Origin of the sequence: Planomicrobium sp. YIM 101495, assembly GCF_009707665.1 — a bacterium.
Lineage (GTDB): Bacteria > Bacillota > Bacilli > Bacillales_A > Planococcaceae > Planococcus.
In genome coordinates this window covers 42290-65606 of the sequence record NZ_WLZW01000007.1, presented here as the reverse complement: position 1 = coordinate 65606, position 23317 = coordinate 42290, and the positions used below count along the sequence as shown (strand labels likewise).

Genomic DNA, 23317 nt, shown 5'->3' with positions numbered 1-23317 from the left:
GAGGCTGATCAGTAACTATTTCATCAACGTTTTGCTGTTCAGTTTTCAAGGTTCATGTTGTTTCGTTTTTGTCGCGCTCATTTGGCGACTTTATTAATTTATCACACCCGCAACATCCGGTCAAGTAGTTTTTTAAAATAAAATTATTTCACTAAAACTTCTTTACTCACCGTATCTCCGAGGCGACTTTTATTATATTAAAGCATAACGCGAATACTGTCAATACTTTTTCCGATTTTCATTTAATAACTTGAAATCAGCATATTTTTACACAGGAATCCCTTCTCTTTACTGGATGCGCCAGTCAGATCAGCAGATGAGGCAATCCAAGTTATTTGCGGGGAATGCGGGTTATCTTCCACCGAATACAAGTTAAATGCCGAGTAACACCAGTTATCACTAAACCAATAACAGGCATCTCCTCATCAACACTAGTTACACATGAATCTTTTATCCAATACTGCGCGCCGCTCCCACAAAACATTCCCTAGTTTATCGGAGGATCTCAGCAGATTCTTGGTCAATCCAAGTTATCCTCAAGCGAACGCTGGTTATCTTCCGCCGAATCCAAGTTAAATGCCGAGCAACACCAGTTATCACTAAACCAATAACAGTTATCTCCTTACCAAGACCAGTTAACCCACAAATCTCCTGCTCTCCCTCCAAAAACAATAAAAACCGCGCCTAAGTTCTTCTATAAGAAGAATTCGGCGCGGCTCGTTGTTCAACCTTTGGCAACTGTCGGTTTGTTATTCTTTTTTCCTGTGCGCATTTCTTTTCGCTTCTGGCGTACTTCCAATGATTTCTCATTGTACTTCGGCAGCATGAGCAGCTGGAAGGCGTTAACCGCCATCAACGGGAACAGCAGAAGTGTTACCCAGCTATCTGCGTTGCCTGACTGCACCATCAAAGCCGGTAGCCATTCTAAAGTCGTAATGGCGATCATGAAAAACAGCGCGGAAATGAATGCTGATTTTCTTGTCCATTTCGCTTTGAAGTACGCGGTGACGAATGCTACGCCGAGTAAGATGGCGAGCAATGAGCCGTAAAGGACGGTCTGGCCCGTAGTCTCCGCATTCGGCGCGAAGCGGAAGGCGATCAAATCGAAGATGACGACTGCGATGATCAAAAGCTGCACCCAGTTCCACAATGTCAAAGTACGGAACATGTTCATTCCGAATTGATGCACCGTCAAGTAGGCGAAGAAGCCCATCTGGCTGATCAAGCTCATCGTTATCCCGATAATGATCAACCAAACGAACCCTGCAATGATCTCTCCCCACTCACCGTTAGCGAATGGTACAGCAAACACGTCGTCCCAGCGGATGAAGAGCCCGAGCACACCTGTGATCGAACCACCGATTAGAACTGCTATAGAAAAAAACTTAAGCCAATTTCGTATTGTCACTTGAAATCCTCCAATGTTAAAGTACAAAAATCCTCTCTTGATTGTACCAAATCCGCTTATCAAAAATCTATCACCAGCTCGTCTGAGATGTGAACAATCGATGAAGCGGCGCGTATTTGTGCAATCAAAAACCGGACACCCTTCGAAAAGTCTGTCCGGTCCGTCTCATTTGTTGAAATGTTGCAAGACTTTCTCTGCGATTTCCCCGTAGATCTTGCCTGTCGGGTGGTCTTCCAAATAGACGGAAGGTGCAAAGTCCGTTTCATTCCAGTCAGGTTGTCCAAGTGGAATCTGTCCAAGCAGTGGCGCTTGCAATTCTTCCGCAAGCTTCGGTCCTCCGCCTTGGCCGAAGAGGTATTCTTTGTTTCCTGACTCTTTGCTTTCGAACCAGGACATGTTCTCGATGACCCCGAGTACTTCGTGATCCGTCTGCAACGCCATCGCTCCAGCACGCGCCGCGACGAATGCAGCTGTCGGGTGAGGTGTTGTGACAACGATCTCTTTCGAAGCCGGCAGCATCTGGTGGATGTCGAGCGCGACGTCGCCTGTTCCTGGTGGCAAATCGAGTAGCAAGTAATCCAAGTCGCCCCACTCTACATCACGGAAGAACTGATCGAGCACTTTCCCAAGCATTGGGCCACGCCAAACGACTGGCATGTTGTCTTCTACGAAGAAGCCCATTGAAATGACTTTGACACCGAAACGTTCGACCGGAATAATCGTGTCTCCGCGAACGACCGGTGTCTTCTCGATACCCATCATGTCCGGCACACTGAAGCCGTAAATATCAGCATCGACCAAGCCGACTTTCTTCCCTGCACGTGCAAGGGCAATCGCCAAATTCACCGACACAGTCGATTTCCCTACGCCGCCTTTCCCACTTGCAATGGAGATGAATTCGACTTTATTCAGTGGAGATAGCAAGTCTTGCGCTTCCGCACCGCTTGCCGTCCCGCGGAACTTCGCCATCTCTTCCTGCGGCAATTCTTCGAAACGGATCCCGACTGAATCCGCTCCAGCGCCTTTCAGCACTTCCACCACTTTCATTTGCAATTGCATCTGTTCAGGTGTATTCACTTTGGCGATCGCCAATTTTACGCTGACGTGACCTTTCTCCTCTTTGATTCTTACGGAGGTGATCGCGTTCGTTTCAGCGAACGATCTATGTAAAAACGGATCTTGTAATGGTCCGAGCAATTCGCGTACTTGTGCTTCAGTTAACATATTGTTTACACTCCTTATCCCTTTTCTCCTCGTCCAGTATACCATATCGTTTTCCACTATTTCATTGATTGCGCTTACAGATTGTTCCCCACTCTTTCGCAGCTGCTTTTTCATTGAAAAAACCCTCTTCTCGCAAGGAGAAAAGGGTTGTGTATAAAGCAATATTAACGTTTTGAGAACTGAGGTGCGCGACGAGCCGCTTTAAGACCGTATTTTTTACGTTCTTTCATACGTGGGTCACGTGTCAGGAATCCAGCAGATTTCAATGCTGAACGGAATTCAGGGTCTACTGTCAATAGTGCACGAGCAATTCCGTGACGGATTGCGCCTGCTTGACCAGTGAAACCACCGCCGCGAACGTTTACCAATACATCGTAGCTACCGAGAGTTTCAGTAGTTACAAGTGGTTGTTTGATGATTTGCTCAAGTGTTTCGTAAGGGACGTAATCTTTCACGTCACGGTTGTTGATAGTGATAGTGCCATCTCCTGGTACGAGACGCACACGTGCAGTTGAGTGTTTACGGCGACCAGTGCCGATATATTGAACTTGTGCCAAAGGTGTATCCTCCTCTTATTTACTAAAAATTATCCGCGAAGTTCGTAAACTTCTGGTTGTTGTGCTTGGTGTTTGTGTTCTGGACCTGCATAGACGTGTAGTTTTCTGAACATTTGACGGCCCAACGTGTTTTTAGGAAGCATTCCTTTAATTGCCAATTCAAGCATTTTTGTTGGGTAGTTAGTGCGCATTTCTAGTGCTGTACGCTGTTTCAAACCGCCTGTGTATTGTGTGTGACGGTAGTAGATCTTGTCAGAAAGTTTTTTACCTGTCAAGTGGATTTTCTCAGCGTTGATGATGATTACGTGATCTCCAGTGTCGACGTTTGGTGTGAATGTCGGTTTGTATTTGCCGCGCAAGATAGAAGCTACTTCAGATGCTAGACGGCCAAGTGTTTTTCCTTCAGCATCGATAACGAGCCATTTACGCTCTACTTCGTGACCTTTCGCCATGAATGTTGTACGCATGTATATTGTCCTCCTAATAAATCGTCTCTTGTTAAAATCAAATTCGGTTGAAAATGGTGTTGCTGTTCCGTGTTTTCGTTATCCCTTTTCACAAATAACCTTCCGGGGCATATCAGTGGTGGGTAATGAAAATACCATACATCATTGTATAATGATTTCTCGGATTCGTCAAGCGATTATCTGAAAACACCAGGAAAAGTTGCTTCAGCCCCCGTAATCGACTCTTTCCAAGTATAAACCTTGCGGTGCGCCGGTCTTTCCGGCGGCATCGCGATCCTTTGCCGCGATGATTCCCGGCAAGTCCTCCGGCGCGATCCGGCCGACTCCGACCTCGACAAGCGTCCCTGCAAAAATACGGACCATGTTGTAAAGAAAGCCTTGCCCTTCCACCACGAGATGCAGTTCACTCCCGTGCTCTTCGAAGGAGACATTGTAGATGGTCCTCACCTTGTCTTTGACACTGCTCCGCGCTGCGCAAAAACTCGTGAAGTCATGGGTGCCGACGAATGCCTGTGCTGCAAGCTTCATCCGGTCCAGGTCGACCTTCTGCTCGAGCGGCACTGCATAGTTACGCTTGAACGGACTTTGGATGGCACTCCGGTCCCAAATATAGCGGTACACTTTTCCTTTGGCATGATAGCGGGCATGGAAATCCGGTGTGGTCTCTTGGATCTCGAGCACACGGATGTCCGGCGGCAATTGCACATTCAATGCCTTTAGCCAATTTTTCATTGGAATGGTGTAAGGGGTGTCGAAGTGGATCACTTGACCGGTCGCATGCACCTTGGCATCCGTCCTGCCGCTGCTGATCACTTCCACTGGCGTCCCTTTATGGATCCGCTTCAGGACCGCCAGCAATTCTTTTTGGACGGTACGGGAGTCCGGCTGGATCTGGTAGCCGGCAAACTCTGCACCATCATAAGCTATCGTTGCTTTTAACCGTGTCATGATTCTCTCCTTAACTGCGGAAATACCAAAGCGTTCCTGCGATTGCTGCTAATACGATGAAACTGCAAGTGTCGATCCACTTCCAGTCCAGTTGGCGGTACCGCGTCCGGCCTTCGCCTCCGCGGTAGCCACGTACTTCCATAGCCGTAGCCAAGTCTTCGGCGCGCTTGAAGGCACTGACGAACAGTGGCACGAGTAATGGCACCACTGCCCGGATGCGCTCCTTCACCGGTCCGGATCCGATATCGGAACCCCGGGCCATCTGTGCCTTCATGATTTTGCCTGTCTCGTCCATTAACGTCGGAATGAAGCGGAGCGAGATCGACATCATCAATGCCAGTTCATGCACGGGCAGCTTGACGCGCTTGAACGGCCCGAGCAGCACTTCGATGCCATCCGTGATGGAGATCGGCGACGTTGTCAGTGTCAAGACACTCGTGATGAACACCAGCACGATGAAGCGGATGGAAATGAAAATCCCTTGCCGAAGCCCTTCTTCATAAATGCGCAAAAAGCCGAGGTCGAGCAGGACGTCCCCTTCCCTCGTAAAGAAGATATGAAGAAGGAACGTAAAGATCACCAGGATAAATACTGGCTTCAAGCCATTGATCAGGAAGTACAGTCGGATTTTCGACAGCATGACCGCCAGTAGCGTAAAGCCAAGCAGCAGCGCATACGTCCATCCGTTATTCGCGATAAAGACGATGGCGATGAACAGGAAGACGAATAAAATCTTCGCGCGGGGATCCAATCGGTGGACGATGGATTCACCCGGAATGAACCGGCCGAAAATCATCTTCTCCATCATGCTCCTCCACGCCCTTCCTGCAGTGCCTGTACGAGCTGTTCCGCCAATTGCTCTTCTGTCAGACAAAGCTTGTCGAGCTTCAGTCCTGTCTTCTCTTCAAACTGCCACTGCAGCTGCACTGCACGCGGCGGAGCGAGACGGTAATCATTTAATTGCTCTTCGTCCCCGAACAGTTCTGCCGGCTCACCAGTCGCGACACACGTTCCGCTATGCATGATCGCAACACGGTCCGCATAACGCGCGGCATCTTCCATACTGTGCGTAACGAGCACAGTCGTCAGCTGCTTCTCTTCGTGCAAACGGTAAAAGAGATCCATGATTTCCTTGCGGCCGCGCGGATCAAGACCCGCTGTCGGCTCATCGAGGACAAGTACGTCTGGATTCATCGCCAAGACCCCCGCAATCGCCACACGCCGCATTTGGCCGCCCGATAGATCGAACGGTGACTTCCCGAGCACATTCTCCGGCAATCCAAGGCTAGCAGCTAGCTCGTGCGCACGACGGCTTGCCTCTTCTTCTGGTACGCCGTAATTGAGCGGACCGAACATAATGTCCTTCAGAACGGTTTCCTCGAACAATTGATGTTCAGGGAACTGGAAGACGATGCCGACTTGTCGGCGGACACCGCGCAAGTCCTTCGCTTTGACGCCTGCCTCGATTTTGCGGTCGCCGATGACTACGGTGCCTTCTGTCGGCTTGAGTAAAGCATTCAAATGCTGGAGCACGGTTGACTTGCCCGAGCCCGTATGTCCGATGATCGCTGTATATGTACCGGTCGGGATATGAAGCGTGACATCAGTCAGTGCGCGTTTTTCAAAAGGTGTATCGACTGCGTAACTGAAGCTTACTTCTTGGAGTAGAATGTCCATAGTTCCTCCACCAATCCCTCTTCCGACATATGAGCTTTCCCGAGTGGTACGCCTGCTTCCTGCAAGAGGTGCGAGACGCGCATCGCAAACGGCAGATCGAGGCCGAGTTCGACGAGTCGATTTCCTTCAGCGAATACCGTCTCCGGCGGCCCTTCCATGATCTTCTCTCCCACATTCATGACGAGGATACGATCAGCGAGTGCAGCCTCTTCCAAGTCATGCGTAATCGAGATGACGGTCAATCCCGTGCTTTCCCGCAACGCCTGGATGGTCTCGATGACTTCCATTCGTCCTTGCGGGTCGAGCATTGAAGTCGCCTCGTCCAGAATTAGCAAACGTGGTCGCAAGGCAAGTGCTCCTGCAATGGCCACGCGCTGCTTTTGGCCTCCTGACAAATGATGCGGTTCGTGATCAAGGTAGTCGCTCATCTTGACATGGGCAAGCGATTCTTTCACACGCTTGACCATCTCCGCATGAGGGACTCCATTATTTTCGAGCGCGAAGGCGACGTCATCTTGGACAGTAGCCCCCACGAATTGATTATCTGGGTTCTGAAAGACCATGCCCATCTGTGAACGAATATCCCAGAGCGTCTCTTCGTTCATGTCCATGCCCATCGCAGCGACACTTCCTTCGCCAGGGAATAGGAGACCGTTCATCAGTTTGACCATGGTCGACTTGCCGGAGCCGTTATGTCCGACAATGGCAAGCCACTCGCCGTCATGGACAGCGAGCGATACATCTTTTACTGCCGGAGCGACGGTCTCATCTTCCGGCGTATATGTGAATGTCACGTGTTGAAATGACAAAATGATCGAATTCATCTCCGCTCTCCTCCTCTAATCCTTGCTCATCTCTACTCTACTCGTTTGGAATAGTCTATGTAAAATAAAAAAAGCGCGCACCTCATTCAGAGAAATGCGCTTTTCTATTTCTATGCCTCTCCGGCACGAATGCCGGAGCTATGAATGAGGTGCGTAGAGCTAGACGAGACGCCGCCTTTCGGCTCGCTCATCGTAACGCTCAGCTTTTCCTGATTGTCGTATAACTCATGATGCTAAAAGAAGAGGGCTCAAGAACCCTCTCCCATCAGCTGCGGGAGCCTGACCGATTGGACGGGCTTCCGATGAATCTATTGGATCGAATTAAACCAGTTCGATGATGACGATAGGAGCGCCGTCTCCACGACGAGGACCCATTTTCATGATGCGTGTGTAACCACCTTGGCGGTCTGCATAACGCGGTGCAACATCATCAAACAATTTTTGCAAAGCGAAAATTGTATTTTCGTTGCCTTCTTCGTCAGCAGTTGTAACGAGCTCACGACGGATGTAAGCTGCAGCTTTACGGCGTGCATGGATATCTCCGCGTTTGCCAAGCGTGATCATTTTTTCAACAGTTGAACGAACTTCTTTCGCACGTGCTTCTGTTGTTTGGATACGCTCATGTACAATCAGGTCAGTTGTCAGGTCACGCAATAATGCTTTACGCTGAGAACTAGTACGTTGTAGCTTTCTCATTGAAGTTTCCCTCCTTTGTTAAATGAATCCATTCGGTCTCAGTCTTCTTTACGAAGGCCTAGTCCAAGGTCTTCAAGCTTCACTTTCACTTCTTCAAGTGATTTGCGTCCAAGGTTGCGGACTTTCATCATGTCGTCTTCCGACTTGCTTGCAAGCTCATGCACCGTGTTGATGCCTGCGCGTTTCAAACAGTTGTAAGAACGAACCGAAAGATCAAGCTCTTCGATAGTCATCTCAAGCACTTTCTCTTTTTGATCCTCTTCTTTTTCAACCATGATTTCAGCCGTCTGTGCCTCATCCGTCAAACCGACGAAGATGTTCAGGTGTTCAGTGAAGATTTTTGCGCCAAGCGCTACTGCGTCTTTCGGACCGATGCTGCCATCTGTCCATACGTCCAGTGTCAATTTATCGTAATCGGCAAGTTGCCCAACACGGGTATTTTCCACTTGGAAATTCACACGTGAAACTGGTGTGTAAATCGAATCAACCGGAATGACACCGATCGGCAGATCTTCACGTTTGTTCTGATCAGCACGAGCGTAGCCACGGCCTCTGTTTGCATACATACGCATGCGCAAGTGACCATTCTTCGCGATTGTTGCAATATACAAGTCAGGGTTCAGAATCTCAACATCACTGTCGTGGGTGATATCTGCTGCCGTGACCGTACTGTCACCTTTAATATCAATTTCAATGACTTTTTCTTCGTCAGAGTAAATTTTCAGTGCCAGTTTTTTGATATTCAAGATGATCGAAGCCACATCTTCTTCTACACCTTCAACCGTAGAGAACTCATGCAGAACTCCATCAATTTGAATTGATGTGACTGCTGCGCCCGGTAAAGATGAAAGCAAGATTCGACGTAAGGAGTTTCCTAGAGTGGTTCCATATCCACGCTCAAGCGGTTCCACAACAAATTTCCCGAACTTGGAGTTGTTGTCGATCTCGACCGTTTCAATCTTTGGTTTTTCAATTTCGAGCATTCATTTACCCTCCTTCAAAACGTCGGTGTCTATTTTGTTCTTTGAGAATTCAACTGTCACAGACTTCAGCTACAAGGGAATACCTGTTCAGTCAAGTCGTGATGTCCACAAATCCCAGTCAGAAGCAAAGATTACACGCGGCGACGTTTAGGTGGACGGCAACCATTATGAGGAACAGGAGTTACGTCTCTGATTGCAGTAACTTCCAGTCCAGCAGCTTGAAGTGCACGGATTGCAGCTTCACGGCCTGATCCAGGACCTTTAACAGTTACTTCCAGAGTTTTAAGACCGTGTTCGATTGAAGACTTAGCAGCGGTTTCAGCAGCCATTTGAGCAGCGAAAGGTGTAGATTTACGTGAACCTCTAAATCCTAGAGCACCAGCGCTTGACCATGATACTGCGTTTCCTTGCATGTCTGTGATCGTAACAATTGTGTTGTTAAATGTTGAGCGGATGTGAGCGATACCGGATTCGATATTCTTTTTCACACGACGCTTACGAGTTTGTTGTTTACGTGCCATGTTAAGAAGAAACCTCCTTTACTGATTATTTTTTCTTGTTAGCTACAGTTTTACGAGGACCTTTACGCGTACGCGCATTGTTCTTCGTATTTTGACCGCGAACAGGCAATCCACGACGGTGACGGATACCACGGAAGCTAGCGATTTCCATCAAACGTTTGATGTTCATCGAGACTTCACGGCGAAGGTCACCTTCAATTTTGTACTGATCCAATTGCTCACGGATTTTGTTCAATTCGTCTTCTGTAAGATCACGAACGCGTGTATCTTCAGAAACGCCAGCACTAGCCAAAACTTTTTGTGCAGTAGTTTTGCCAACACCATAAATGTAAGTTAATGAAATGACAACGCGCTTGTCGCGCGGAATGTCAACACCAGAAATACGTGCCATCTGTGCGATGCACCTCCTTCTTTATTAGCCTTGTCTTTGTTTGTGTTTCGGATTTTCACAGATCACCATTACTTTACCGTTTCTGCGAATAACTTTACATTTTTCACAGATCGGCTTAACAGATGGTCTCACTTTCATCTAACCCAACCTCCTTAGTAGTCCGGAGTGCAAAAGATCATTTAAAACGGTATGTGATACGACCGCGTGTCAAATCGTACGGAGAAAGTTCAACAGTCACTTTGTCACCCGGTAAAATACGGATGAAGTGCATGCGAATCTTGCCAGATACGTGCGCAAGAATCGAGTGTCCGTTCTCCAGTTCCACTTTAAACATCGCGTTAGGCAAAGTCTCAATGACAGTTCCTTCAATTTCGATTACATCATCTTTCGCCATCGACCCAGTCTCCCTTCTGTATACAAATCAGGTCCTCATCTTCAACAGTATTGCCGCTTGAGTAAACGGAGTGCATTCACCAGGATCCTATGAGTGACGTCCGAAAGAATTCCCGTGCCCTTCTCCCGTGATGGAAGAAGTGAATCCGGATAAGCCAGTCCGTATCATGGACCTGTTACTGCCCGGACTGCCTTGGATGAGTTCCAAATCCGTAACACAGATGCTTCCACGAACCCATTATACGCGTTCCGGCAGCCAATTGCACAAATCCCAAACCGGAACTCATGGACAATCTTCGCCTTCTTCATATAAGCAGGCATTGTAAGCTTTTGCAGCTCTCGAAAATTCAGTATCTCCGGTGCTCCTCAAAGCCACATGGAGGCAAATAACTGTGCCTGGCGCCGGGCTAATGCTTAGCCTCGGCCGCCCTTTAGAAGAGCATCAATGTCAGCAAATACTTGTTGAATGTCCTGCTGGCCATTTATATTCGTCAACACACTCTTGCTTTCATAGAAATCCAAAAGTGGCTGTGTTTGTTTCATGTTCACTTCTAGACGTTTTGTTACCGTTTCAGGTTTGTCGTCTTCACGTTGATACAGTTCAGTTCCATCCTTGTCGCATAACCCAGCGACTTGCGGTGGGTTAAAGACAGTGTGGTAAGCTGTTCCACATTCTCTGCAGATCCAACGGCCTGTTAAGCGGGCAATCAATTCATCTTGTTCAACCTGGATGTTTACGACATGCTCGATTCCTTTGCCAAGATCGGCAAGAAGAGATTCCAGCGCTTCAGCTTGTGGAACAGTACGCGGAAAGCCATCCAAAAGGAAACCTTCTTTGCAGTCCTCTTTGCTAAGACGCTCACGGACGATCCCGATAGTCACTTCATCTGGCACCAAGGCGCCGTTATCCATGAACGATTTTGCTTTCAAGCCTAATTCCGTGCCGTCTTTGATGGCAGCGCGGAACATATCGCCTGTAGAAATATGAGGGATGTCGTACTTCTCAACAATTCTGTCTGCCTGTGTGCCTTTGCCAGCACCTGGTAGACCCATTAATACGATATTCATACGGTTTGCCCCCTCAGACAATTGGACAAGGAACGTGTGAACGTTCCCTAGGTGTCCATTGGTTATTTCATAAAGCCTTTATAATGACGTTTCACGAGCTGTGATTCCAATTGCTTCATTGTCTCAAGCGCAACCCCTACAACGATCAGCAAGCTTGTTCCGCCAATCTGTGCAGATTGTGGCAAGTTCGCGATGTTGATGAAGAAGATCGGCATGACTGAAATGAGTGAAAGGAAAATCGCACCGACGAATGTCAGGCGGTACAGAACGCTTGTCAAGTAGTCTTGCGTATTCTTTCCTGGACGGATGCCCGGGATATACGCCCCTTGCTTCTTCAAGTTATCTGCAACGTTCTCCGGGTTGACCTGGATGAATGCGTAGAAGTACGTGAACGCGATGATCAGTGCGACATAGATTGCCATACCGACCGGTTGCGTGTAATCAAACGTATTCTGGATCGCATCCGTGAACGCGTTAGCTCCAAAGAAGGAAGAAATGGTTTGCGGCGTGATAATGAACGCTACTGCGAAGATTACCGGGATGACTCCCGCCGCGTTTACTTTCAATGGCAAGTGCGTTTGTTGTCCGCCCGTTGTCTGATTACGCCCAGCTACACGCTTGGCATATTGGATCGGAATTTTACGCAATGCTTGTTGAACGTAAATGACAAATACAGTTACAGCGATGATTGCCAGTACCAACAACGCCATGATAGCAAGGTTGATCGCCAGCTGGTCACCGGCTCCCTGAATTTGTTGAGCATACAATTGGTTAACAGCTCCTGGTACTGCAGCGACAATCCCTGCGAAGATGATAATCGAAATACCATTCCCCACACCTTTTGCCGTAATCTGCTCACCAAGCCATAAAAGGAATGCTGTACCGCCTGTAAGTACGATGGCGATAACTACATACGTTCCGATCGTGTCGTTTTTGATCAACATTCCGTTGTTCATTTGGTTAAAACCATAAGACATACCGATCGCTTGGATAAACGCAAGAATAATCGTAAAGTAGCGGGTGAATTGTGCAAGTTTCCGTCTTCCGACTTCACCTTGCTTCGCCCACTCTGCAAATTTCGGTACAACGTCCATTTGCAGTAACTGCACGATAATCGACGCTGTAATGTAAGGCATGATCCCCATCGCTAAGATAGAAAAGTTGATCAGTGCTCCACCGCCGAACGTGTTCAAGAAACCGATCAAGCTAGCCTGATCTGTCGCTTGAAGAACTGATGCGTCAACGTTCGGTACCGGAATGAATGTTCCGATACGGAAAATGAAGAGCATCAGAAGGGTAAAGATGATTTTGTTTCGAATATCTTTCACGCGCATAAAGTTCGAGATTGTCTGAAACATTAAACCACCTCGGCTTGGCCGCCAGCAGCTTCAATTGCTTCTTTTGCTGATCCAGAGAATTTGTGGGCTTTAACAACAAGTTTTTTGTCCAAGCTGCCATTGCCTAAAATCTTGATACCAGATTTTTCTTTGCTCACGACGCCTGTTTCGATCAACAAAGCAGATGTGATTTCTGTACCTTCTTCGAAGCGATTCAACACGTCGAGGTTGACTACAGCGTATTCTTTGCGGTTGATGTTCGTAAAGCCGCGTTTTGGCAAACGACGATACAATGGGTTTTGTCCACCCTCAAATCCAGGACGTACTCCGCCGCCTGAACGTGCGTTTTGACCTTTATGACCTTTACCTGCCGTTTTACCAGTACCTGAACCGATACCGCGACCAATCCGTTTGCGTGAGCTGCGGGATCCCTCTGCCGGTTTTAATTCATGAAGTTTCATGTGGTTGGCACCTCCTTCTATAGAAATCAGTGATTAAACTTCTTTAATTGTAACTAAGTGAGCGACTTTATCAAGCATGCCACGAATAGCAGCGTTGTCTTGGTGCTCAACTGTTTGATTCATTTTGCGCAAGCCTAATGATTGGACTGTTTTACGTTGTGTCGGTTTAGAACCGATCACAGATTTTGTGAGGGTAATTTCCAATTTAGTAGCCATGTAATTTCCCCCCTTATCCTAGTAGCTCTTCTTTAGTTTTACCGCGAAGTTTTGCAACTTCTTCAGCATTCTTAAGTTGAGTCAAGCCGTTGATCGTAGCACGGACCATGTTGATCGGCGTGTTAGATCCCAATGATTTAGACAAGATATCTTGGATACCAGCTAGCTCGAGTACCGCACGGACAGGTCCGCCTGCGATTACTCCAGTACCTGGTGCTGCAGGTTTGATCAAGATCGAGCCCGCACCGAATCGACCAGTAACAAGGTGAGGAGTAGTTCCTTTAACCATTGGCACTTCGATTAGGTTTTTCTTCGCATCTTCTACCGCTTTGCGGATTGCTTCCGGTACTTCTTGTGCTTTTCCAGTTCCAAATCCGACTTTGCCGTTTTTGTCACCAACAACAACAAGTGCGGAGAAACGGAAACGACGTCCACCTTTTACAACTTTCGCTACGCGATTGATCGTGACAACACGTTCTTCAAATTCAGTAGTGGTTGAGTCATTACGACGCATAAGATGTGTCCCTCCTTCTTTTAAAATTCAAGTCCATTTTCGCGTGCTGCTTCAGCCAAAGCTTTCACACGGCCATGGTATAAATAACCGCCACGGTCGAAAACGATTGATGTTACATTTTTTTCAGTAGCGCGTTTAGCGATTGTTTCGCCGATCTTCGCTGCTGCTTCAACGTTGCTAGTGCTTTCTCCTGCGAAGTCTTTCTCAAGAGAAGATGCGCTGACAAGTGTCGTGCCAGTTACATCATCGATCAATTGAGCGTAGATGTATTTATTCGAACGGAATACGTTCAAACGCGGGCGCTCTGCAGTACCCGTAATTTTTGAACGCACACGTGCGTGGCGTTTTTTACGAGAAGCGTTTTTGTCGATTTTCGTAATCACTGAGGTCACTCCTTTCAGCCTGCTTACGCAGCATTATTTACCTGTTTTACCTTCTTTGCGGCGAACGTGTTCTCCTTCGTAACGGATCCCTTTACCTTTGTAAGGCTCTGGTGGACGAGTTGCGCGGATGTTTGAAGCAAGAGCTCCAACGCGTTCTTTATCGATACCTTTTACGATAACTTTCGTGTTTGTAGGAACTTCGACTTGGACGCCTTCTTCCGGAGTGAATTCAACCGGGTGAGAGTATCCTACGTTAAGTACCAATTTGTTGCCTTGTAGTTGTGCACGGTAACCGACACCTACTAGCTCCAGTGAACGTTCGAAGCCTGCCGATACACCAGTGATCATGTTCGCAAGCAATGCGCGGGTTGTCCCGTGGATTGTGCGGTGTTCTTTCGAATCAGTCGGGCGGACCAAAGTGATGATGCCGTCTTCCTGAGAAATTGTAATATCTTGGTTGAAAGAGCGAGTCAATTCGCCTTTCGTTCCTTTGGCAGTCACTGTGTTGTTTTCACCCACAGTTACTGTAACGCCAGCTGGAACTTCGATTGGTTTTTTACCTACTCGTGACATTCTGTTGCACCTCCATTCGTTTGTTGTCTATTACCAAACGTATGCTATGATTTCTCCGCCGACTTTTTTCGCGCGGGCTTCTTTATCTGTTAACAAACCTTGAGATGTCGATACTAGAGCGATCCCAAGACCGTTCAGCACACGAGGAACCTCGTCTGTTTTAGCGTATACACGCAAACCTGGTTTTGAAATACGTTTCAAGCCAGTGATTACGCGTTCGTTGTTTGAACCGTACTTAAGGAAAATGCGGATCAAGCCTTGCTTGTCATCTTCAATGTATTCAACGTCACGGACGAAACCTTCACGCTTCAGAATTTCAGCGATGTCTTTTTTCATATTAGAACCAGGAAGCTCTAATTTCTCGTGACGAACCATGTTCGCATTACGAATGCGTGTAAGCATATCTGCAATCGGATCAGTCATTGTCATTACATTTACCTCCTTCCCAAATTAGGGGATTACCAGCTGGCTTTTTTCACGCCAGGAATTTGTCCCTTGTATGCAAGTTCACGGAAACAAATACGGCAAAGTTTGAATTTGCGCAGTACTGAATGCGGACGGCCGCATCTTTCGCATCGTGTATATTCTTGCACTTTATACTTTGGCGTGCGTTTTTGTTTAGCGATCATAGATTTTTTAGCCACGTTTACGCCTCCCTCACGTTTACTTTTGGAACGGCATCCCGAATTGTGTTAGTAACTCACGAGCTTCTTCGTCAGAGTTCGCAGTTGTTACAATTACGATGTCCATACCGCGTACTTTTGATACTTTGTCATAATCGATTTCAGGGAAGATCAATTGTTCTTTCACACCAAGTGTGTAGTTACCGCGTCCGTCGAAAGATTTTTTCGATACTCCGCGGAAGTCACGTACACGTGGAAGTGAGATCGCAATCAATTTATCCAGGAAGTCATACATACGCTCTCCGCGCAGTGTAACTTTACATCCGATCGGCATGTCTTCACGAAGACGGAAGCCGGCAATCGATTTCTTCGCTTTAGTAATGACTGGTTTTTGACCAGACAATGTCTGTAATTCCTCTACAGCTGCATCAAGTGATTTTGTGTTTTGCACAGCTTCACCCACACCCATGTTGATAACGATCTTGTCGACCTTTGGTGCTTGCATCACTGATGAGTAACCGAACTTGCTCACTAGAGCAGGTGTGATTTCATTAAGATATTTTTCTTTTAGGCGGTTCATGATGTACCCTCCCTTCAGTCAGGAATTTTTATTTATCTAGGATTTCTCCGGATTTCTTTGCAACACGAACTTTTTTACCGTCTTCGACCTTGTATCCTACGCGAGTCGGCTCGCCGGATTTCGGATCTAGCAACATCACGTTCGATACGTGAATCGCTGCTTCCTGGCTGACAATTCCACCTTGTGGGTTTGCCTGGTTCGGTTTCGAGTGTTTTTTAACGATATTAATACCTTCTACAAGTACACGGTCCTTTTTCGGGAAAGCAGTCAAAACAACGCCTGTTTTGCCTTTGTCTTTGCCGGAGATAACCATTACTTTATCGCCTTTTTTAACATGCATTCTGTCGCACCTCCTTGGTATGGCACTTGAATTTATTAAAGAACTTCAGGAGCAAGTGAAACGATTTTCATGAAGCTGTTGTCGCGAAGTTCACGCGCCACAGGTCCGAAAATACGAGTACCGCGTGGACCTTTGTCGTCACGGATAATGACACATGCATTTTCATCAAATTTGATGTACGTACCGTCTTTACGGCGTGCACCGCTCTTCGTACGAACGATTACAGCTTTGACGATATCGCCTTTCTTAACAACGCCACCTGGTGTTGCTTTCTTCACAGTACAGACGATTACATCGCCGATGTTCGCAGTCTTGCGACCCGTTCCACCCAATACTTTGATTGCTAATACTTCACGGGCACCTGAGTTGTCAGCAACTTTTAAACGACTCTCTTGTTGGATCACGTAAGTAACCTCCTTTCGGAATTTCTTCCATTCCGAACTTATTTAGATTAAATGATTACCGCTTTTTCGATAACTTCTACCAAACGGAAACGTTTTGTAGCAGATAACGGACGAGTTTCCATGATGCGAACTACGTCGCCCATTTTCGCTTCGTTTTGCTCATCATGAGCTTTGAATTTCTTAGAGTACTTTACACGCTTACCGTAAAGTCCGTGTTTCTTTTGGGTTTCAACCACAACTGTGATGGTTTTATCCATTTTGTCAGACACGACACGGCCTGTGTAGACTTTGCGTTGGTTACGCTCAGACATACCTGCAACCTCCTCTCGATTTATCACTTAGTGCCACTGATTTCTCTTTCATGAATCACGGTTTTCATACGTGCAATCGCTTTACGCACTTCGCGGATGCGCGCAGTGTTTTCTAATTGACCAGTAGCCAATTGGAAGCGAAGGTTGAAAAGCTCTTCTTTCAGTGATTTCACTTTTTGTTCGATTTCAGCAGTGGTTAATTCACGGATTTCATTAGCTTTCATTCGATTCACCACCAATTTCTTCGCGTTTTACAAACTTCGTTTTAACCGGAAGTTTGTGAGAGGCAAGACGCAATGCTTCGCGTGCTACTTCTTCAGATACTCCAGCAATTTCAAACATGATCTTACCAGTCTTAACGACTGCTACCCAGCCTTCAGGCGAACCTTTACCGGAACCCATCCGAACTTCTAGAGGCTTTTTCGTATATGGTTTGTGCGGGAAGATTTTAATCCATACTTTACCGCCACGTTTCATGTAACGTGTCATTGCGATACGTGCAGATTCGATCTGGCGGTTCGTGATCCAAGCAGACTCAACAGCTTGCAATCCGTACTCACCGAATACTACTTCTTTGCCGCCTTTCGCTTCTCCGCGCATCTTGCCACGGTGCTCACGACGGTACTTTACGCGTTTAGGCAATAACATATTATTTGCCTCCTTCCTCAGTTTTCTTCTTTGTTGGAAGGACTTCACCGCGGTAGATCCATACTTTAACGCCAAGCTTACCATAAGTCGTGTCAGCTTCAGCATGCGCATAATCAATGTCAGCGCGTAGCGTATGGAGCGGAACAGTTCCTTCACTATAATGTTCAGCACGCGCGATGTCAGCGCCGCCTAGACGTCCAGATACTTGAGTTTTGATTCCTTTAGCGCCAGAACGCATAGTGCGTTGGATCGCTTGCTTTTGTGCACGACGGAATGAAGCACGGTTTTCCAATTGACGTGCGATGCTTTCAGCAACCAATTTCGCATCAAGGTCAGCTCTCTTGATCTCAACGATGTTGATGTGTACACGTTTGCCAGTCAAAGTGTTCAGCTGTTTACGAAGTACTTCTACTTCAGAACCACCTTTACCGATTACCATACCTGGCTTCGCAGTGTGGATTGTTACGTTCACACGGTTTGCAGCGCGTTCGATTTCTACTTTAGAAACAGAAGCCTCTTTCAAACGTGTTTCGATGTTTTCACGGATTTTGATGTCTTCATGAAGAAGTGTAGCGTAGTCCTTCTCCGCGTACCATTTTGACTCCCAGTCACGAATGATACCGACACGCATGCCGTTTGGATGAATTTTTTGTCCCACGAATTATCCCTCCTTCTTCTCTGATACCACTAGTGTGATGTGGCTAGTGCGTTTATTAATCGCGCTTGCGCGTCCCATTGCGCGTGGACGGAAACGTTTTAGTGTTGGTCCCTCGTCTACGAATACTTCGCTGACATATAGGTTGTCAAGATTCATTTCGTAGTTATGTTCTGCGTTAGCAGCTGCAGATTTTAGCAATTTCTCCACAACGATTGATGATGACTTCGGAGTGTGACGCAAAATCGCAACAGCTTCGCCGATTTGCTTGCCTCGGATCAAATCTACGACCAAACGAACTTTACGAGGAGCAATACGTACTGTTCTAGCGACAGCTTTTGCTTGCATGGAAAATCCTCCTCTCAATTAACGTCTTGTTTTCTTATCGTCTGTACCATGACTAGCGTATTTGCGTGTAGGAGCAAATTCACCCAGTTTGTGTCCAACCATATCTTCTGTTACGTATACAGGCACGTGTTTCTGTCCGTCGTATACGGCAATTGTTTGACCGATGAATGTCGGGAAGATTGTAGAACGGCGAGACCAAGTTTTGATAACTTGTTTCTTTTCGTTTCCACGTTGCGCTTCCACTTTTTTCATAAGATGATCATCTGCAAAAGGTCCTTTTTTCAAGCTGCGGCCCATTTGGGATCCTCCCTTCGTGATTGCACCACGGTTCTTATCTCGAACCGCAGCGTAATCAAATTATTTTTTACGACGACGCACGATGAACTTGTCTGACTTGTTCGTTTTCTTGCGTGTTTTGTACCCAAGAGTTGGTTTGCCCCATGGAGACATTGGTGATTTACGTCCGATTGGCGTACGCCCTTCACCACCACCGTGTGGGTGATCGTTCGGGTTCATAACAGATCCGCGGACAGTTGGGCGTTTGCCTAACCAGCGTGAACGACCTGCTTTACCGATGTTGATCAATTCGTGCTGTTCGTTTCCTACAGCGCCGATTGTTGCGCGGCATGTAGCAAGAATCATGCGAACTTCGCCTGATTGTAGACGGACAGTTACGTATTTTCCTTCTTTACCCAATACTTGAGCAGAAGTTCCTGCAGAGCGTACCAACTGGCCGCCTCCACCTGGCTTCATTTCAATGTTGTGGATTGTAGAACCCATTGGGATGTTTACTAGTGGTAGAGCGTTACCTGGTTTGATATCAGCTTCCGGACCTGACATGATCATCGTCCCAACTGTAATTCCTTTAGGTGCAAGGATGTAACGTTTTTCTCCATCCACATAGTGGATCAAAGCGATGTTCGCAGAGCGGTTCGGATCGTATTCGATCGTAGCAACGCGTCCTGGAATGCCATCTTTGTTCCGTTTGAAATCGATGATGCGGTATTGTTTCTTATGTCCACCACCGTGGTGACGTACAGTAATCTTACCTTGGTTGTTACGGCCGGCTTTGCGTTTTCTTGGCAGCAAAAGCGATTTCTCTGGCGTGCTAGTCGTGATTTCGCTGAAATCCGATGACGTCATGTTACGACGGCCGTTAGTGGTAGGTTTGTATTTTTTAATACCCACGTTATTTCCCTCCTTCTTTAATTAGTCCCTAGCAGACTTTATAGGAAATTAAATCTCGAATAATTCGATGTCTTTGGACTCAGCAGTCAATTTCACGATCGCTTTACGGCGACGGTTTGTGTAGCCTGCGTGTTTGCCCATGCGCTTGAATTTACCTTTGTAGTTCATGATGTTGACTTTCTCAACCTTCACACCAAAGATTTCTTCAACTGCATCTTTAACTTGTGTTTTGTTTGCGCGAGTGTCCACTTCAAACGTGTACTTTTTCTCTGCCATTACTTCAGAAGACTGCTCAGTAATGACCGGACGCTTTAGAATTTCACGTGCTTCCATTAACTAAGCACCTCCTCAATTTTCTCTACTGCCGCTTTTGTCATAACAACTTTGTCATGTCCAAGCAGGTCAAGTACGTTAATGCCAGTTGCAGATACAACTGTCATGCCTTTGATGTTACGAGCAGACAATGCTACGTTCTCATCAAGGTCAGCTGTAACGAACAATGCTTTTTTGCCAACTGAAAGGTCTTTCGTCAATTGCGTGAAAGCTTTCGTTTTCGGTGCGTCGAATGTCAATGCATCCAGAACCATCAAGTTCTCTTGCTTAACAGCAGTAGAAAGAGCTGAACGTAGAGCTAGACGACGTACTTTCTTAGGCAATTTATAGCTGTAGCTGCGTGGTGTCGGACCGAATACGATCCCGCCTCCGCGCCACTGTGGTGAACGAATCGAACCTTGACGAGCACGGCCTGTGCCTTTTTGACGCCATGGTTTTCTTCCTCCGCCTGCTACTTCAGAGCGAGTTTTTACTTTGTGGTTACCTTGGCGCAATGAAGCACGCTGTGCGATAACCGCTTCGAATAGAACAGCTTCATTCGGCTCGATACCGAAAATGGAATCATTCAGTTCGACGTCGCCGACCTGTGAACCTGTTTGGTTAAGTAAAGCTACTTTAGGCATTCCTGTTTCCTCCTTCCTTTAATTAATGATTACTTCGCTTTAATTGCCGAGTTAACACGGACAAGTGATTTGCGAGAGCCAGGAACATTTCCTTTAACTAGAAGCAAATTGCGTTCTACGTCAACTTTGACGATGTGAAGGTTCTGGATCGTAACGGTGTTGCCACCCATTTGACCAGGCAATTTCTTTTGTTTGAATACGCGGTTCGGAGCAACAGGCCCCATTGAACCAGGACGACGGTGGTAACGTGAACCGTGACTCATTGGTCCGCGTGATTGTCCGTGGCGCTTAATAACACCTTGGAAACCTTTACCTTTTGTTGTTCCTGTTACATCTACTACATCGCCTTCTGCGAATGTATCTACTTTGACTTCCTGACCAACCTCGTAATCTGACAAGTTCACATTGCGAAGTTCGCGAATGAAGCGCTTAGGAGCAGTGTTCGCTTTAGCAGCGTGGCCTTTAGATGGTTTGTTCGCAAGCTTTTCGCGCTTGTCTTCAAAACCGATCTGTACCGCCTCGTAGCCGTCCACTTCAACTGTTTTCTTTTGAAGCACTACGTTTGGAGTAGCTTCAATTACAGTTACAGGGATCAAATCACCGTTCTCAGCAAAAACTTGCGTCATACCGATTTTTCTACCTAAGATTCCTTTGGTCATGTCGTCACACCTCCTGATGATTTTTAATTTCTATTTTTGTTTGCCAATTAAAGTTTGATTTCGATGTCAACGCCGGACGGTAAGTCCAACTTCATCAACGCATCCACGGTTTGTGGTGTCGGGTTAACGATATCGATCAAGCGTTTATGTGTGCGCATTTCGAATTGCTCACGAGAATCTTTGTATTTGTGTACAGCACGCAAGACCGTGTAGATCGATTTCTCCGTTGGCAACGGAATCGGACCAGACACGTTAGCACCTGAACGTTTTGCTGTTTCAACGATTTTCTCAGCAGACTGATCCAGGATTCTGTGATCATATGCTTTCAAACGGATACGAATTTTTTGTTTTGCCATTATTTTCCCTCCTTTTCGCCTATTTTGGGATAGACATTCTCCACGAAAATTTTCCGCACACTCGCCATGGCAAAGCGGCCGGGTGTATCGGTAACCTCTCGCTTCATCGCAGTCAAAGACCAACATTAAATATTATACAGAAAGAAAAAGAATTCCGCAAGTGGTTGCCGGAAATTCTTTTAATTTCGCTTTCATTAGTATAACAGGATTTATTTCAGTTACAAGCAAGACGATAATAGTCGGAACATTTCAAGAGCGCGGCACACTTTCCACCTTTTTTAAAGGACCATCACCGCAACCCATCCGAAGATGATCAGCGGGATATTATAATGAAGGAACGTGGGAACGACCGTCTCCCAGATGTGGTTGTGCTGGCCGTCCGCATTGAGTCCGGATGTCGGTCCGAGCGTGGAGTCGGACGCTGGAGACCCCGCGTCACCGAGTGCTCCTGCCGTTCCGATCAGCGCGATGATCGCCATCGTCGAGAATCCGAACTCCAAGCTCAGTGGAACGAAGATCGCCGCGATGATCGGAATCGTCGCAAACGATGAACCGATGCCCATCGTCACTAGCAAGCCGGCAATCAGCATGACAAGTGCTGCGAGTCCTTTACTTCCTGCGAACAGAGCTGTGGACTCCGAGACGAGCGATTCTATCGCTCCAGTCGCCGTGATCACTTCTGCGAAGCCGTTCGCCGAAATCATGACAAATCCGATGAACGCCATCATGCGCATCCCTTCTGACAAGACATCATCCGCTTCCCGCCATTTCATTGCCCCCAACGCATAGAGGACGACAATGCCGGCAAGCGCTCCGATGATCATCGAGTCTGTCTCGATCTGCCCCCAAAGTGCAGCTGCCAGTGCGATGACTGTTACGACCACATCTTTTTTCGAAGCGGTACGCTTAACGGTTTCTTCTATAATAGAAGAAGTTTCATAATCCCGCGGCTTCCGGTACGAAATGAACACCGCGATCGCAAGCCCTACTGCAAGGCCCGCGACCGGGATAAGCATCGCCCGCGGGATATCTTCCATCGCGATCGGCAAGCCCGCAAGCTCCATCTGTGTCGCAAGGATTTCGTGGAACAACAAGCCGAAGCCGTATGGCAATAAAATGTACGGTGCTGTCAGGCCGAACGTCAAGACGCTCGCGATCAGGCGGCGGTCGATCCGCAATTCATTCAAGACGTGCAAGATCGGTGGAATTAAAAGCGGAATGAACGCGATGTGGATCGGAATCATGTTTTGCGAGAAGATCGCCATGGCAAGCAATGCTAAGATTAGCAAAGTCTTCGCAAGTCCTTCACGCGTCCGCTCCCCCCCACTGTTCACAACCTTTAAAATCGAAGAAACGAGCAGCTCTGGAATCCCTGTCCGTGAAATCGCCACCGCAAATCCACCGAGCATTGCATAGCTCAGCGCAATCGTTGCCCCATCCCCTAGTCCTGCCGTAAAAGAAGCGATTGTCTCCATGAAGCTGAGCCCGCCACTCAGACCACCGGCTAACGCACCGATCAATAGTGCAAAGACGACGTTGACCCGCAGTAAGCTGAGGACGAGCATAACCAGTACCGCAATAATAACTGCATTCATCTATTTTCTACCC

General features: G+C 47.2%; 38 protein-coding genes. All 38 read right to left on the bottom strand.

Annotation, left to right across the window (positions count from 1 at the left end; all coding sequences use genetic code 11):
• Positions 1–724 precede the first annotated feature (724 nt).
• Positions 725–1408, bottom strand: coding sequence for a KinB-signaling pathway activation protein (locus GIW82_RS14610; RefSeq protein ID WP_370456261.1), 684 nt, complete (start codon positions 1406–1408; stop codon positions 725–727).
• Between the two features lie 165 nt (positions 1409–1573).
• Positions 1574–2632 carry an Mrp/NBP35 family ATP-binding protein gene (locus tag GIW82_RS14605; RefSeq protein WP_154750690.1) on the bottom strand — a complete coding sequence of 353 codons (1059 nt, stop codon included), beginning with the start codon at positions 2630–2632 and terminating at the stop codon, positions 1574–1576.
• Between the two features lie 164 nt (positions 2633–2796).
• Positions 2797–3189: a 30S ribosomal protein S9 gene (gene rpsI, locus GIW82_RS14600; RefSeq protein WP_154750689.1), complete on the bottom strand. Its 393-nt coding sequence runs from the start codon at positions 3187–3189 to the stop codon at positions 2797–2799.
• 29 nt (positions 3190–3218) lie between these two features.
• Entirely contained in the window at positions 3219–3656 is a 438-nt protein-coding gene (gene rplM / locus GIW82_RS14595; RefSeq protein WP_154750688.1) for a 50S ribosomal protein L13, read from the bottom strand.
• Positions 3657–3860: 204 nt separating this feature from the next.
• Complete coding sequence (gene truA, locus GIW82_RS14590) at positions 3861–4604, bottom strand: tRNA pseudouridine(38-40) synthase TruA (RefSeq protein WP_154750687.1); 744 nt, start codon at positions 4602–4604, stop codon at positions 3861–3863.
• Positions 4605–4614: 10 nt separating this feature from the next.
• Positions 4615–5412: an energy-coupling factor transporter transmembrane component T family protein gene (locus GIW82_RS14585; protein ID WP_154750686.1), complete on the bottom strand. Its 798-nt coding sequence runs from the start codon at positions 5410–5412 to the stop codon at positions 4615–4617.
• Positions 5409–6281 carry an energy-coupling factor ABC transporter ATP-binding protein gene (locus GIW82_RS14580; RefSeq protein ID WP_154750685.1) on the bottom strand — a complete coding sequence of 291 codons (873 nt, stop codon included), beginning with the start codon at positions 6279–6281 and terminating at the stop codon, positions 5409–5411. The genes GIW82_RS14585 and GIW82_RS14580 overlap by 4 nt, the downstream gene beginning before the upstream one ends.
• Positions 6257–7105, bottom strand: coding sequence for an energy-coupling factor ABC transporter ATP-binding protein (locus GIW82_RS14575; protein WP_154750684.1), 849 nt, complete (start codon positions 7103–7105; stop codon positions 6257–6259). Before GIW82_RS14575 ends, GIW82_RS14580 begins: the two co-directional genes overlap by 25 nt.
• 321 nt (positions 7106–7426) lie before the next feature.
• Positions 7427–7801, bottom strand: coding sequence for a 50S ribosomal protein L17 (gene rplQ / locus GIW82_RS14570; RefSeq protein ID WP_112224780.1), 375 nt, complete (start codon positions 7799–7801; stop codon positions 7427–7429).
• A 38-nt stretch (positions 7802–7839) separates the two neighbouring features.
• The gene (locus tag GIW82_RS14565) at positions 7840–8784 is read right to left on the bottom strand and encodes a DNA-directed RNA polymerase subunit alpha (RefSeq protein ID WP_154750683.1); all 945 of its coding nucleotides are present in this window, start codon (positions 8782–8784) and stop codon (positions 7840–7842) included.
• Between the two features lie 131 nt (positions 8785–8915).
• A complete protein-coding gene (rpsK, locus tag GIW82_RS14560; RefSeq protein WP_154750682.1) occupies positions 8916–9305 on the bottom strand; it encodes a 30S ribosomal protein S11 in 390 nt (129 codons plus the stop codon).
• Between the two features lie 25 nt (positions 9306–9330).
• Positions 9331–9696, bottom strand: coding sequence for a 30S ribosomal protein S13 (gene rpsM / locus GIW82_RS14555; protein WP_154750681.1), 366 nt, complete (start codon positions 9694–9696; stop codon positions 9331–9333).
• A gap of 24 nt (positions 9697–9720) precedes the next feature.
• Positions 9721–9834 (bottom strand): 50S ribosomal protein L36, encoded by a 114-nt coding sequence (gene rpmJ, locus GIW82_RS14550; protein ID WP_006828951.1) that lies wholly within the window; start codon positions 9832–9834, stop codon positions 9721–9723.
• Between the two features lie 37 nt (positions 9835–9871).
• Positions 9872–10090, bottom strand: a complete 219-nt coding sequence (infA, locus tag GIW82_RS14545; protein ID WP_154750680.1) for a translation initiation factor IF-1 — start codon at positions 10088–10090, stop codon at positions 9872–9874.
• 413 nt (positions 10091–10503) lie between these two features.
• On the bottom strand, positions 10504–11157 hold the full coding sequence (locus GIW82_RS14540; protein WP_154750679.1) for an adenylate kinase: 654 nt from the start codon (positions 11155–11157) through the stop codon (positions 10504–10506).
• A 62-nt stretch (positions 11158–11219) separates the two neighbouring features.
• Entirely contained in the window at positions 11220–12515 is a 1296-nt protein-coding gene (gene secY, locus GIW82_RS14535) for a preprotein translocase subunit SecY (protein ID WP_154750678.1), read from the bottom strand.
• A complete protein-coding gene (rplO, locus tag GIW82_RS14530; RefSeq protein ID WP_154750677.1) occupies positions 12515–12955 on the bottom strand; it encodes a 50S ribosomal protein L15 in 441 nt (146 codons plus the stop codon). The genes secY and rplO overlap by 1 nt, the downstream gene beginning before the upstream one ends.
• A gap of 33 nt (positions 12956–12988) precedes the next feature.
• A complete protein-coding gene (gene rpmD / locus GIW82_RS14525; protein WP_154750676.1) occupies positions 12989–13171 on the bottom strand; it encodes a 50S ribosomal protein L30 in 183 nt (60 codons plus the stop codon).
• A 13-nt stretch (positions 13172–13184) separates the two neighbouring features.
• The gene (gene rpsE, locus GIW82_RS14520; RefSeq protein ID WP_154750675.1) at positions 13185–13685 is read right to left on the bottom strand and encodes a 30S ribosomal protein S5; all 501 of its coding nucleotides are present in this window, start codon (positions 13683–13685) and stop codon (positions 13185–13187) included.
• Between the two features lie 20 nt (positions 13686–13705).
• Positions 13706–14068 (bottom strand): 50S ribosomal protein L18, encoded by a 363-nt coding sequence (gene rplR, locus GIW82_RS14515; RefSeq protein ID WP_370456259.1) that lies wholly within the window; start codon positions 14066–14068, stop codon positions 13706–13708.
• A 33-nt stretch (positions 14069–14101) separates the two neighbouring features.
• Entirely contained in the window at positions 14102–14641 is a 540-nt protein-coding gene (gene rplF / locus GIW82_RS14510) for a 50S ribosomal protein L6 (RefSeq protein WP_154750673.1), read from the bottom strand.
• A gap of 30 nt (positions 14642–14671) precedes the next feature.
• Positions 14672–15070, bottom strand: a complete 399-nt coding sequence (rpsH, locus tag GIW82_RS14505) for a 30S ribosomal protein S8 (protein ID WP_154750672.1) — start codon at positions 15068–15070, stop codon at positions 14672–14674.
• Positions 15071–15099: 29 nt separating this feature from the next.
• Positions 15100–15285, bottom strand: coding sequence for a 30S ribosomal protein S14 (gene rpsN, locus GIW82_RS14500; protein WP_084632683.1), 186 nt, complete (start codon positions 15283–15285; stop codon positions 15100–15102).
• 19 nt (positions 15286–15304) lie between these two features.
• Positions 15305–15844, bottom strand: a complete 540-nt coding sequence (gene rplE / locus GIW82_RS14495; RefSeq protein WP_154750671.1) for a 50S ribosomal protein L5 — start codon at positions 15842–15844, stop codon at positions 15305–15307.
• A gap of 28 nt (positions 15845–15872) precedes the next feature.
• Positions 15873–16184, bottom strand: coding sequence for a 50S ribosomal protein L24 (gene rplX, locus GIW82_RS14490; protein ID WP_154750670.1), 312 nt, complete (start codon positions 16182–16184; stop codon positions 15873–15875).
• A gap of 35 nt (positions 16185–16219) precedes the next feature.
• Positions 16220–16588: a 50S ribosomal protein L14 gene (gene rplN / locus GIW82_RS14485; protein ID WP_370456258.1), complete on the bottom strand. Its 369-nt coding sequence runs from the start codon at positions 16586–16588 to the stop codon at positions 16220–16222.
• Positions 16589–16635: 47 nt separating this feature from the next.
• Positions 16636–16899 carry a 30S ribosomal protein S17 gene (rpsQ, locus tag GIW82_RS14480; protein WP_154750669.1) on the bottom strand — a complete coding sequence of 88 codons (264 nt, stop codon included), beginning with the start codon at positions 16897–16899 and terminating at the stop codon, positions 16636–16638.
• 23 nt (positions 16900–16922) lie between these two features.
• Positions 16923–17123: a 50S ribosomal protein L29 gene (rpmC, locus tag GIW82_RS14475; protein ID WP_154750668.1), complete on the bottom strand. Its 201-nt coding sequence runs from the start codon at positions 17121–17123 to the stop codon at positions 16923–16925.
• Positions 17113–17547 (bottom strand): 50S ribosomal protein L16, encoded by a 435-nt coding sequence (gene rplP, locus GIW82_RS14470; protein WP_154750667.1) that lies wholly within the window; start codon positions 17545–17547, stop codon positions 17113–17115. Before rplP ends, rpmC begins: the two co-directional genes overlap by 11 nt.
• Before the next feature lies 1 nt (position 17548).
• Complete coding sequence (gene rpsC, locus GIW82_RS14465) at positions 17549–18205, bottom strand: 30S ribosomal protein S3 (protein WP_370456257.1); 657 nt, start codon at positions 18203–18205, stop codon at positions 17549–17551.
• 3 nt (positions 18206–18208) lie between these two features.
• The gene (rplV, locus tag GIW82_RS14460) at positions 18209–18550 is read right to left on the bottom strand and encodes a 50S ribosomal protein L22 (protein WP_154750666.1); all 342 of its coding nucleotides are present in this window, start codon (positions 18548–18550) and stop codon (positions 18209–18211) included.
• An 18-nt stretch (positions 18551–18568) separates the two neighbouring features.
• Positions 18569–18847, bottom strand: a complete 279-nt coding sequence (gene rpsS / locus GIW82_RS14455) for a 30S ribosomal protein S19 (RefSeq protein ID WP_154750665.1) — start codon at positions 18845–18847, stop codon at positions 18569–18571.
• A 60-nt stretch (positions 18848–18907) separates the two neighbouring features.
• Positions 18908–19738 (bottom strand): 50S ribosomal protein L2, encoded by an 831-nt coding sequence (gene rplB, locus GIW82_RS14450; protein ID WP_370456256.1) that lies wholly within the window; start codon positions 19736–19738, stop codon positions 18908–18910.
• A 48-nt stretch (positions 19739–19786) separates the two neighbouring features.
• A complete protein-coding gene (rplW, locus tag GIW82_RS14445; RefSeq protein WP_154750664.1) occupies positions 19787–20071 on the bottom strand; it encodes a 50S ribosomal protein L23 in 285 nt (94 codons plus the stop codon).
• A complete protein-coding gene (gene rplD / locus GIW82_RS14440; RefSeq protein WP_154750663.1) occupies positions 20071–20694 on the bottom strand; it encodes a 50S ribosomal protein L4 in 624 nt (207 codons plus the stop codon). Before rplD ends, rplW begins: the two co-directional genes overlap by 1 nt.
• A 29-nt stretch (positions 20695–20723) precedes the next feature.
• Positions 20724–21353 carry a 50S ribosomal protein L3 gene (gene rplC, locus GIW82_RS14435; RefSeq protein WP_154750662.1) on the bottom strand — a complete coding sequence of 210 codons (630 nt, stop codon included), beginning with the start codon at positions 21351–21353 and terminating at the stop codon, positions 20724–20726.
• A gap of 47 nt (positions 21354–21400) precedes the next feature.
• Positions 21401–21709 carry a 30S ribosomal protein S10 gene (rpsJ, locus tag GIW82_RS14430; RefSeq protein ID WP_154750661.1) on the bottom strand — a complete coding sequence of 103 codons (309 nt, stop codon included), beginning with the start codon at positions 21707–21709 and terminating at the stop codon, positions 21401–21403.
• Between the two features lie 278 nt (positions 21710–21987).
• Positions 21988–23304: a Na+/H+ antiporter family protein gene (locus GIW82_RS14425; protein ID WP_154750660.1), complete on the bottom strand. Its 1317-nt coding sequence runs from the start codon at positions 23302–23304 to the stop codon at positions 21988–21990.
• Positions 23305–23317 lie beyond the last annotated feature (13 nt).

Coding starts and splice junctions, on each gene's coding strand:
- GIW82_RS14605 (WP_154750690.1), bottom strand. CDS start 2,632: ATGTTAACTGAAGCACAAGTACGCGAATTGCTCGGACCATTACAAGAT.
- rplM (WP_154750688.1), bottom strand. CDS start 3,656: ATGCGTACAACATTCATGGCGAAAGGTCACGAAGTAGAGCGTAAATGG.
- truA (WP_154750687.1), bottom strand. CDS start 4,604: ATGACACGGTTAAAAGCAACGATAGCTTATGATGGTGCAGAGTTTGCC.
- GIW82_RS14585 (WP_154750686.1), bottom strand. CDS start 5,412: ATGATGGAGAAGATGATTTTCGGCCGGTTCATTCCGGGTGAATCCATC.
- GIW82_RS14580 (WP_154750685.1), bottom strand. CDS start 6,281: ATGGACATTCTACTCCAAGAAGTAAGCTTCAGTTACGCAGTCGATACA.
- GIW82_RS14575 (WP_154750684.1), bottom strand. CDS start 7,105: ATGAATTCGATCATTTTGTCATTTCAACACGTGACATTCACATATACG.
- rplQ (WP_112224780.1), bottom strand. CDS start 7,801: ATGAGAAAGCTACAACGTACTAGTTCTCAGCGTAAAGCATTATTGCGT.
- GIW82_RS14565 (WP_154750683.1), bottom strand. CDS start 8,784: ATGCTCGAAATTGAAAAACCAAAGATTGAAACGGTCGAGATCGACAAC.
- rpsK (WP_154750682.1), bottom strand. CDS start 9,305: ATGGCACGTAAACAACAAACTCGTAAGCGTCGTGTGAAAAAGAATATC.
- rpsM (WP_154750681.1), bottom strand. CDS start 9,696: ATGGCACGTATTTCTGGTGTTGACATTCCGCGCGACAAGCGCGTTGTC.
- rpmJ (WP_006828951.1), bottom strand. CDS start 9,834: ATGAAAGTGAGACCATCTGTTAAGCCGATCTGTGAAAAATGTAAAGTT.
- infA (WP_154750680.1), bottom strand. CDS start 10,090: ATGGCGAAAGATGATGTAATCGAAATTGAAGGAACTGTCATTGAGACT.
- GIW82_RS14540 (WP_154750679.1), bottom strand. CDS start 11,157: ATGAATATCGTATTAATGGGTCTACCAGGTGCTGGCAAAGGCACACAG.
- secY (WP_154750678.1), bottom strand. CDS start 12,515: ATGTTTCAGACAATCTCGAACTTTATGCGCGTGAAAGATATTCGAAAC.
- rplO (WP_154750677.1), bottom strand. CDS start 12,955: ATGAAACTTCATGAATTAAAACCGGCAGAGGGATCCCGCAGCTCACGC.
- rpmD (WP_154750676.1), bottom strand. CDS start 13,171: ATGGCTACTAAATTGGAAATTACCCTCACAAAATCTGTGATCGGTTCT.
- rpsE (WP_154750675.1), bottom strand. CDS start 13,685: ATGCGTCGTAATGACTCAACCACTACTGAATTTGAAGAACGTGTTGTC.
- rplF (WP_154750673.1), bottom strand. CDS start 14,641: ATGTCACGAGTAGGTAAAAAACCAATCGAAGTTCCAGCTGGCGTTACA.
- rpsH (WP_154750672.1), bottom strand. CDS start 15,070: ATGACAATGACTGATCCGATTGCAGATATGCTTACACGCATTCGTAAT.
- rplE (WP_154750671.1), bottom strand. CDS start 15,844: ATGAACCGCCTAAAAGAAAAATATCTTAATGAAATCACACCTGCTCTA.
- rplX (WP_154750670.1), bottom strand. CDS start 16,184: ATGCATGTTAAAAAAGGCGATAAAGTAATGGTTATCTCCGGCAAAGAC.
- rpsQ (WP_154750669.1), bottom strand. CDS start 16,899: ATGTCTGAGCGTAACCAACGCAAAGTCTACACAGGCCGTGTCGTGTCT.
- rpmC (WP_154750668.1), bottom strand. CDS start 17,123: ATGAAAGCTAATGAAATCCGTGAATTAACCACTGCTGAAATCGAACAA.
- rplP (WP_154750667.1), bottom strand. CDS start 17,547: ATGTTATTGCCTAAACGCGTAAAGTACCGTCGTGAGCACCGTGGCAAG.
- rplV (WP_154750666.1), bottom strand. CDS start 18,550: ATGCAAGCAAAAGCTGTCGCTAGAACAGTACGTATTGCTCCTCGTAAA.
- rpsS (WP_154750665.1), bottom strand. CDS start 18,847: ATGGGCCGCAGCTTGAAAAAAGGACCTTTTGCAGATGATCATCTTATG.
- rplW (WP_154750664.1), bottom strand. CDS start 20,071: ATGGAAGCACGTGAAATTCTAAAGCGTCCGGTCATTACTGAGCAGTCT.
- rplD (WP_154750663.1), bottom strand. CDS start 20,694: ATGCCTAAAGTAGCTTTACTTAACCAAACAGGTTCACAGGTCGGCGAC.
- rplC (WP_154750662.1), bottom strand. CDS start 21,353: ATGACCAAAGGAATCTTAGGTAGAAAAATCGGTATGACGCAAGTTTTT.
- rpsJ (WP_154750661.1), bottom strand. CDS start 21,709: ATGGCAAAACAAAAAATTCGTATCCGTTTGAAAGCATATGATCACAGA.
- GIW82_RS14425 (WP_154750660.1), bottom strand. CDS start 23,304: ATGAATGCAGTTATTATTGCGGTACTGGTTATGCTCGTCCTCAGCTTA.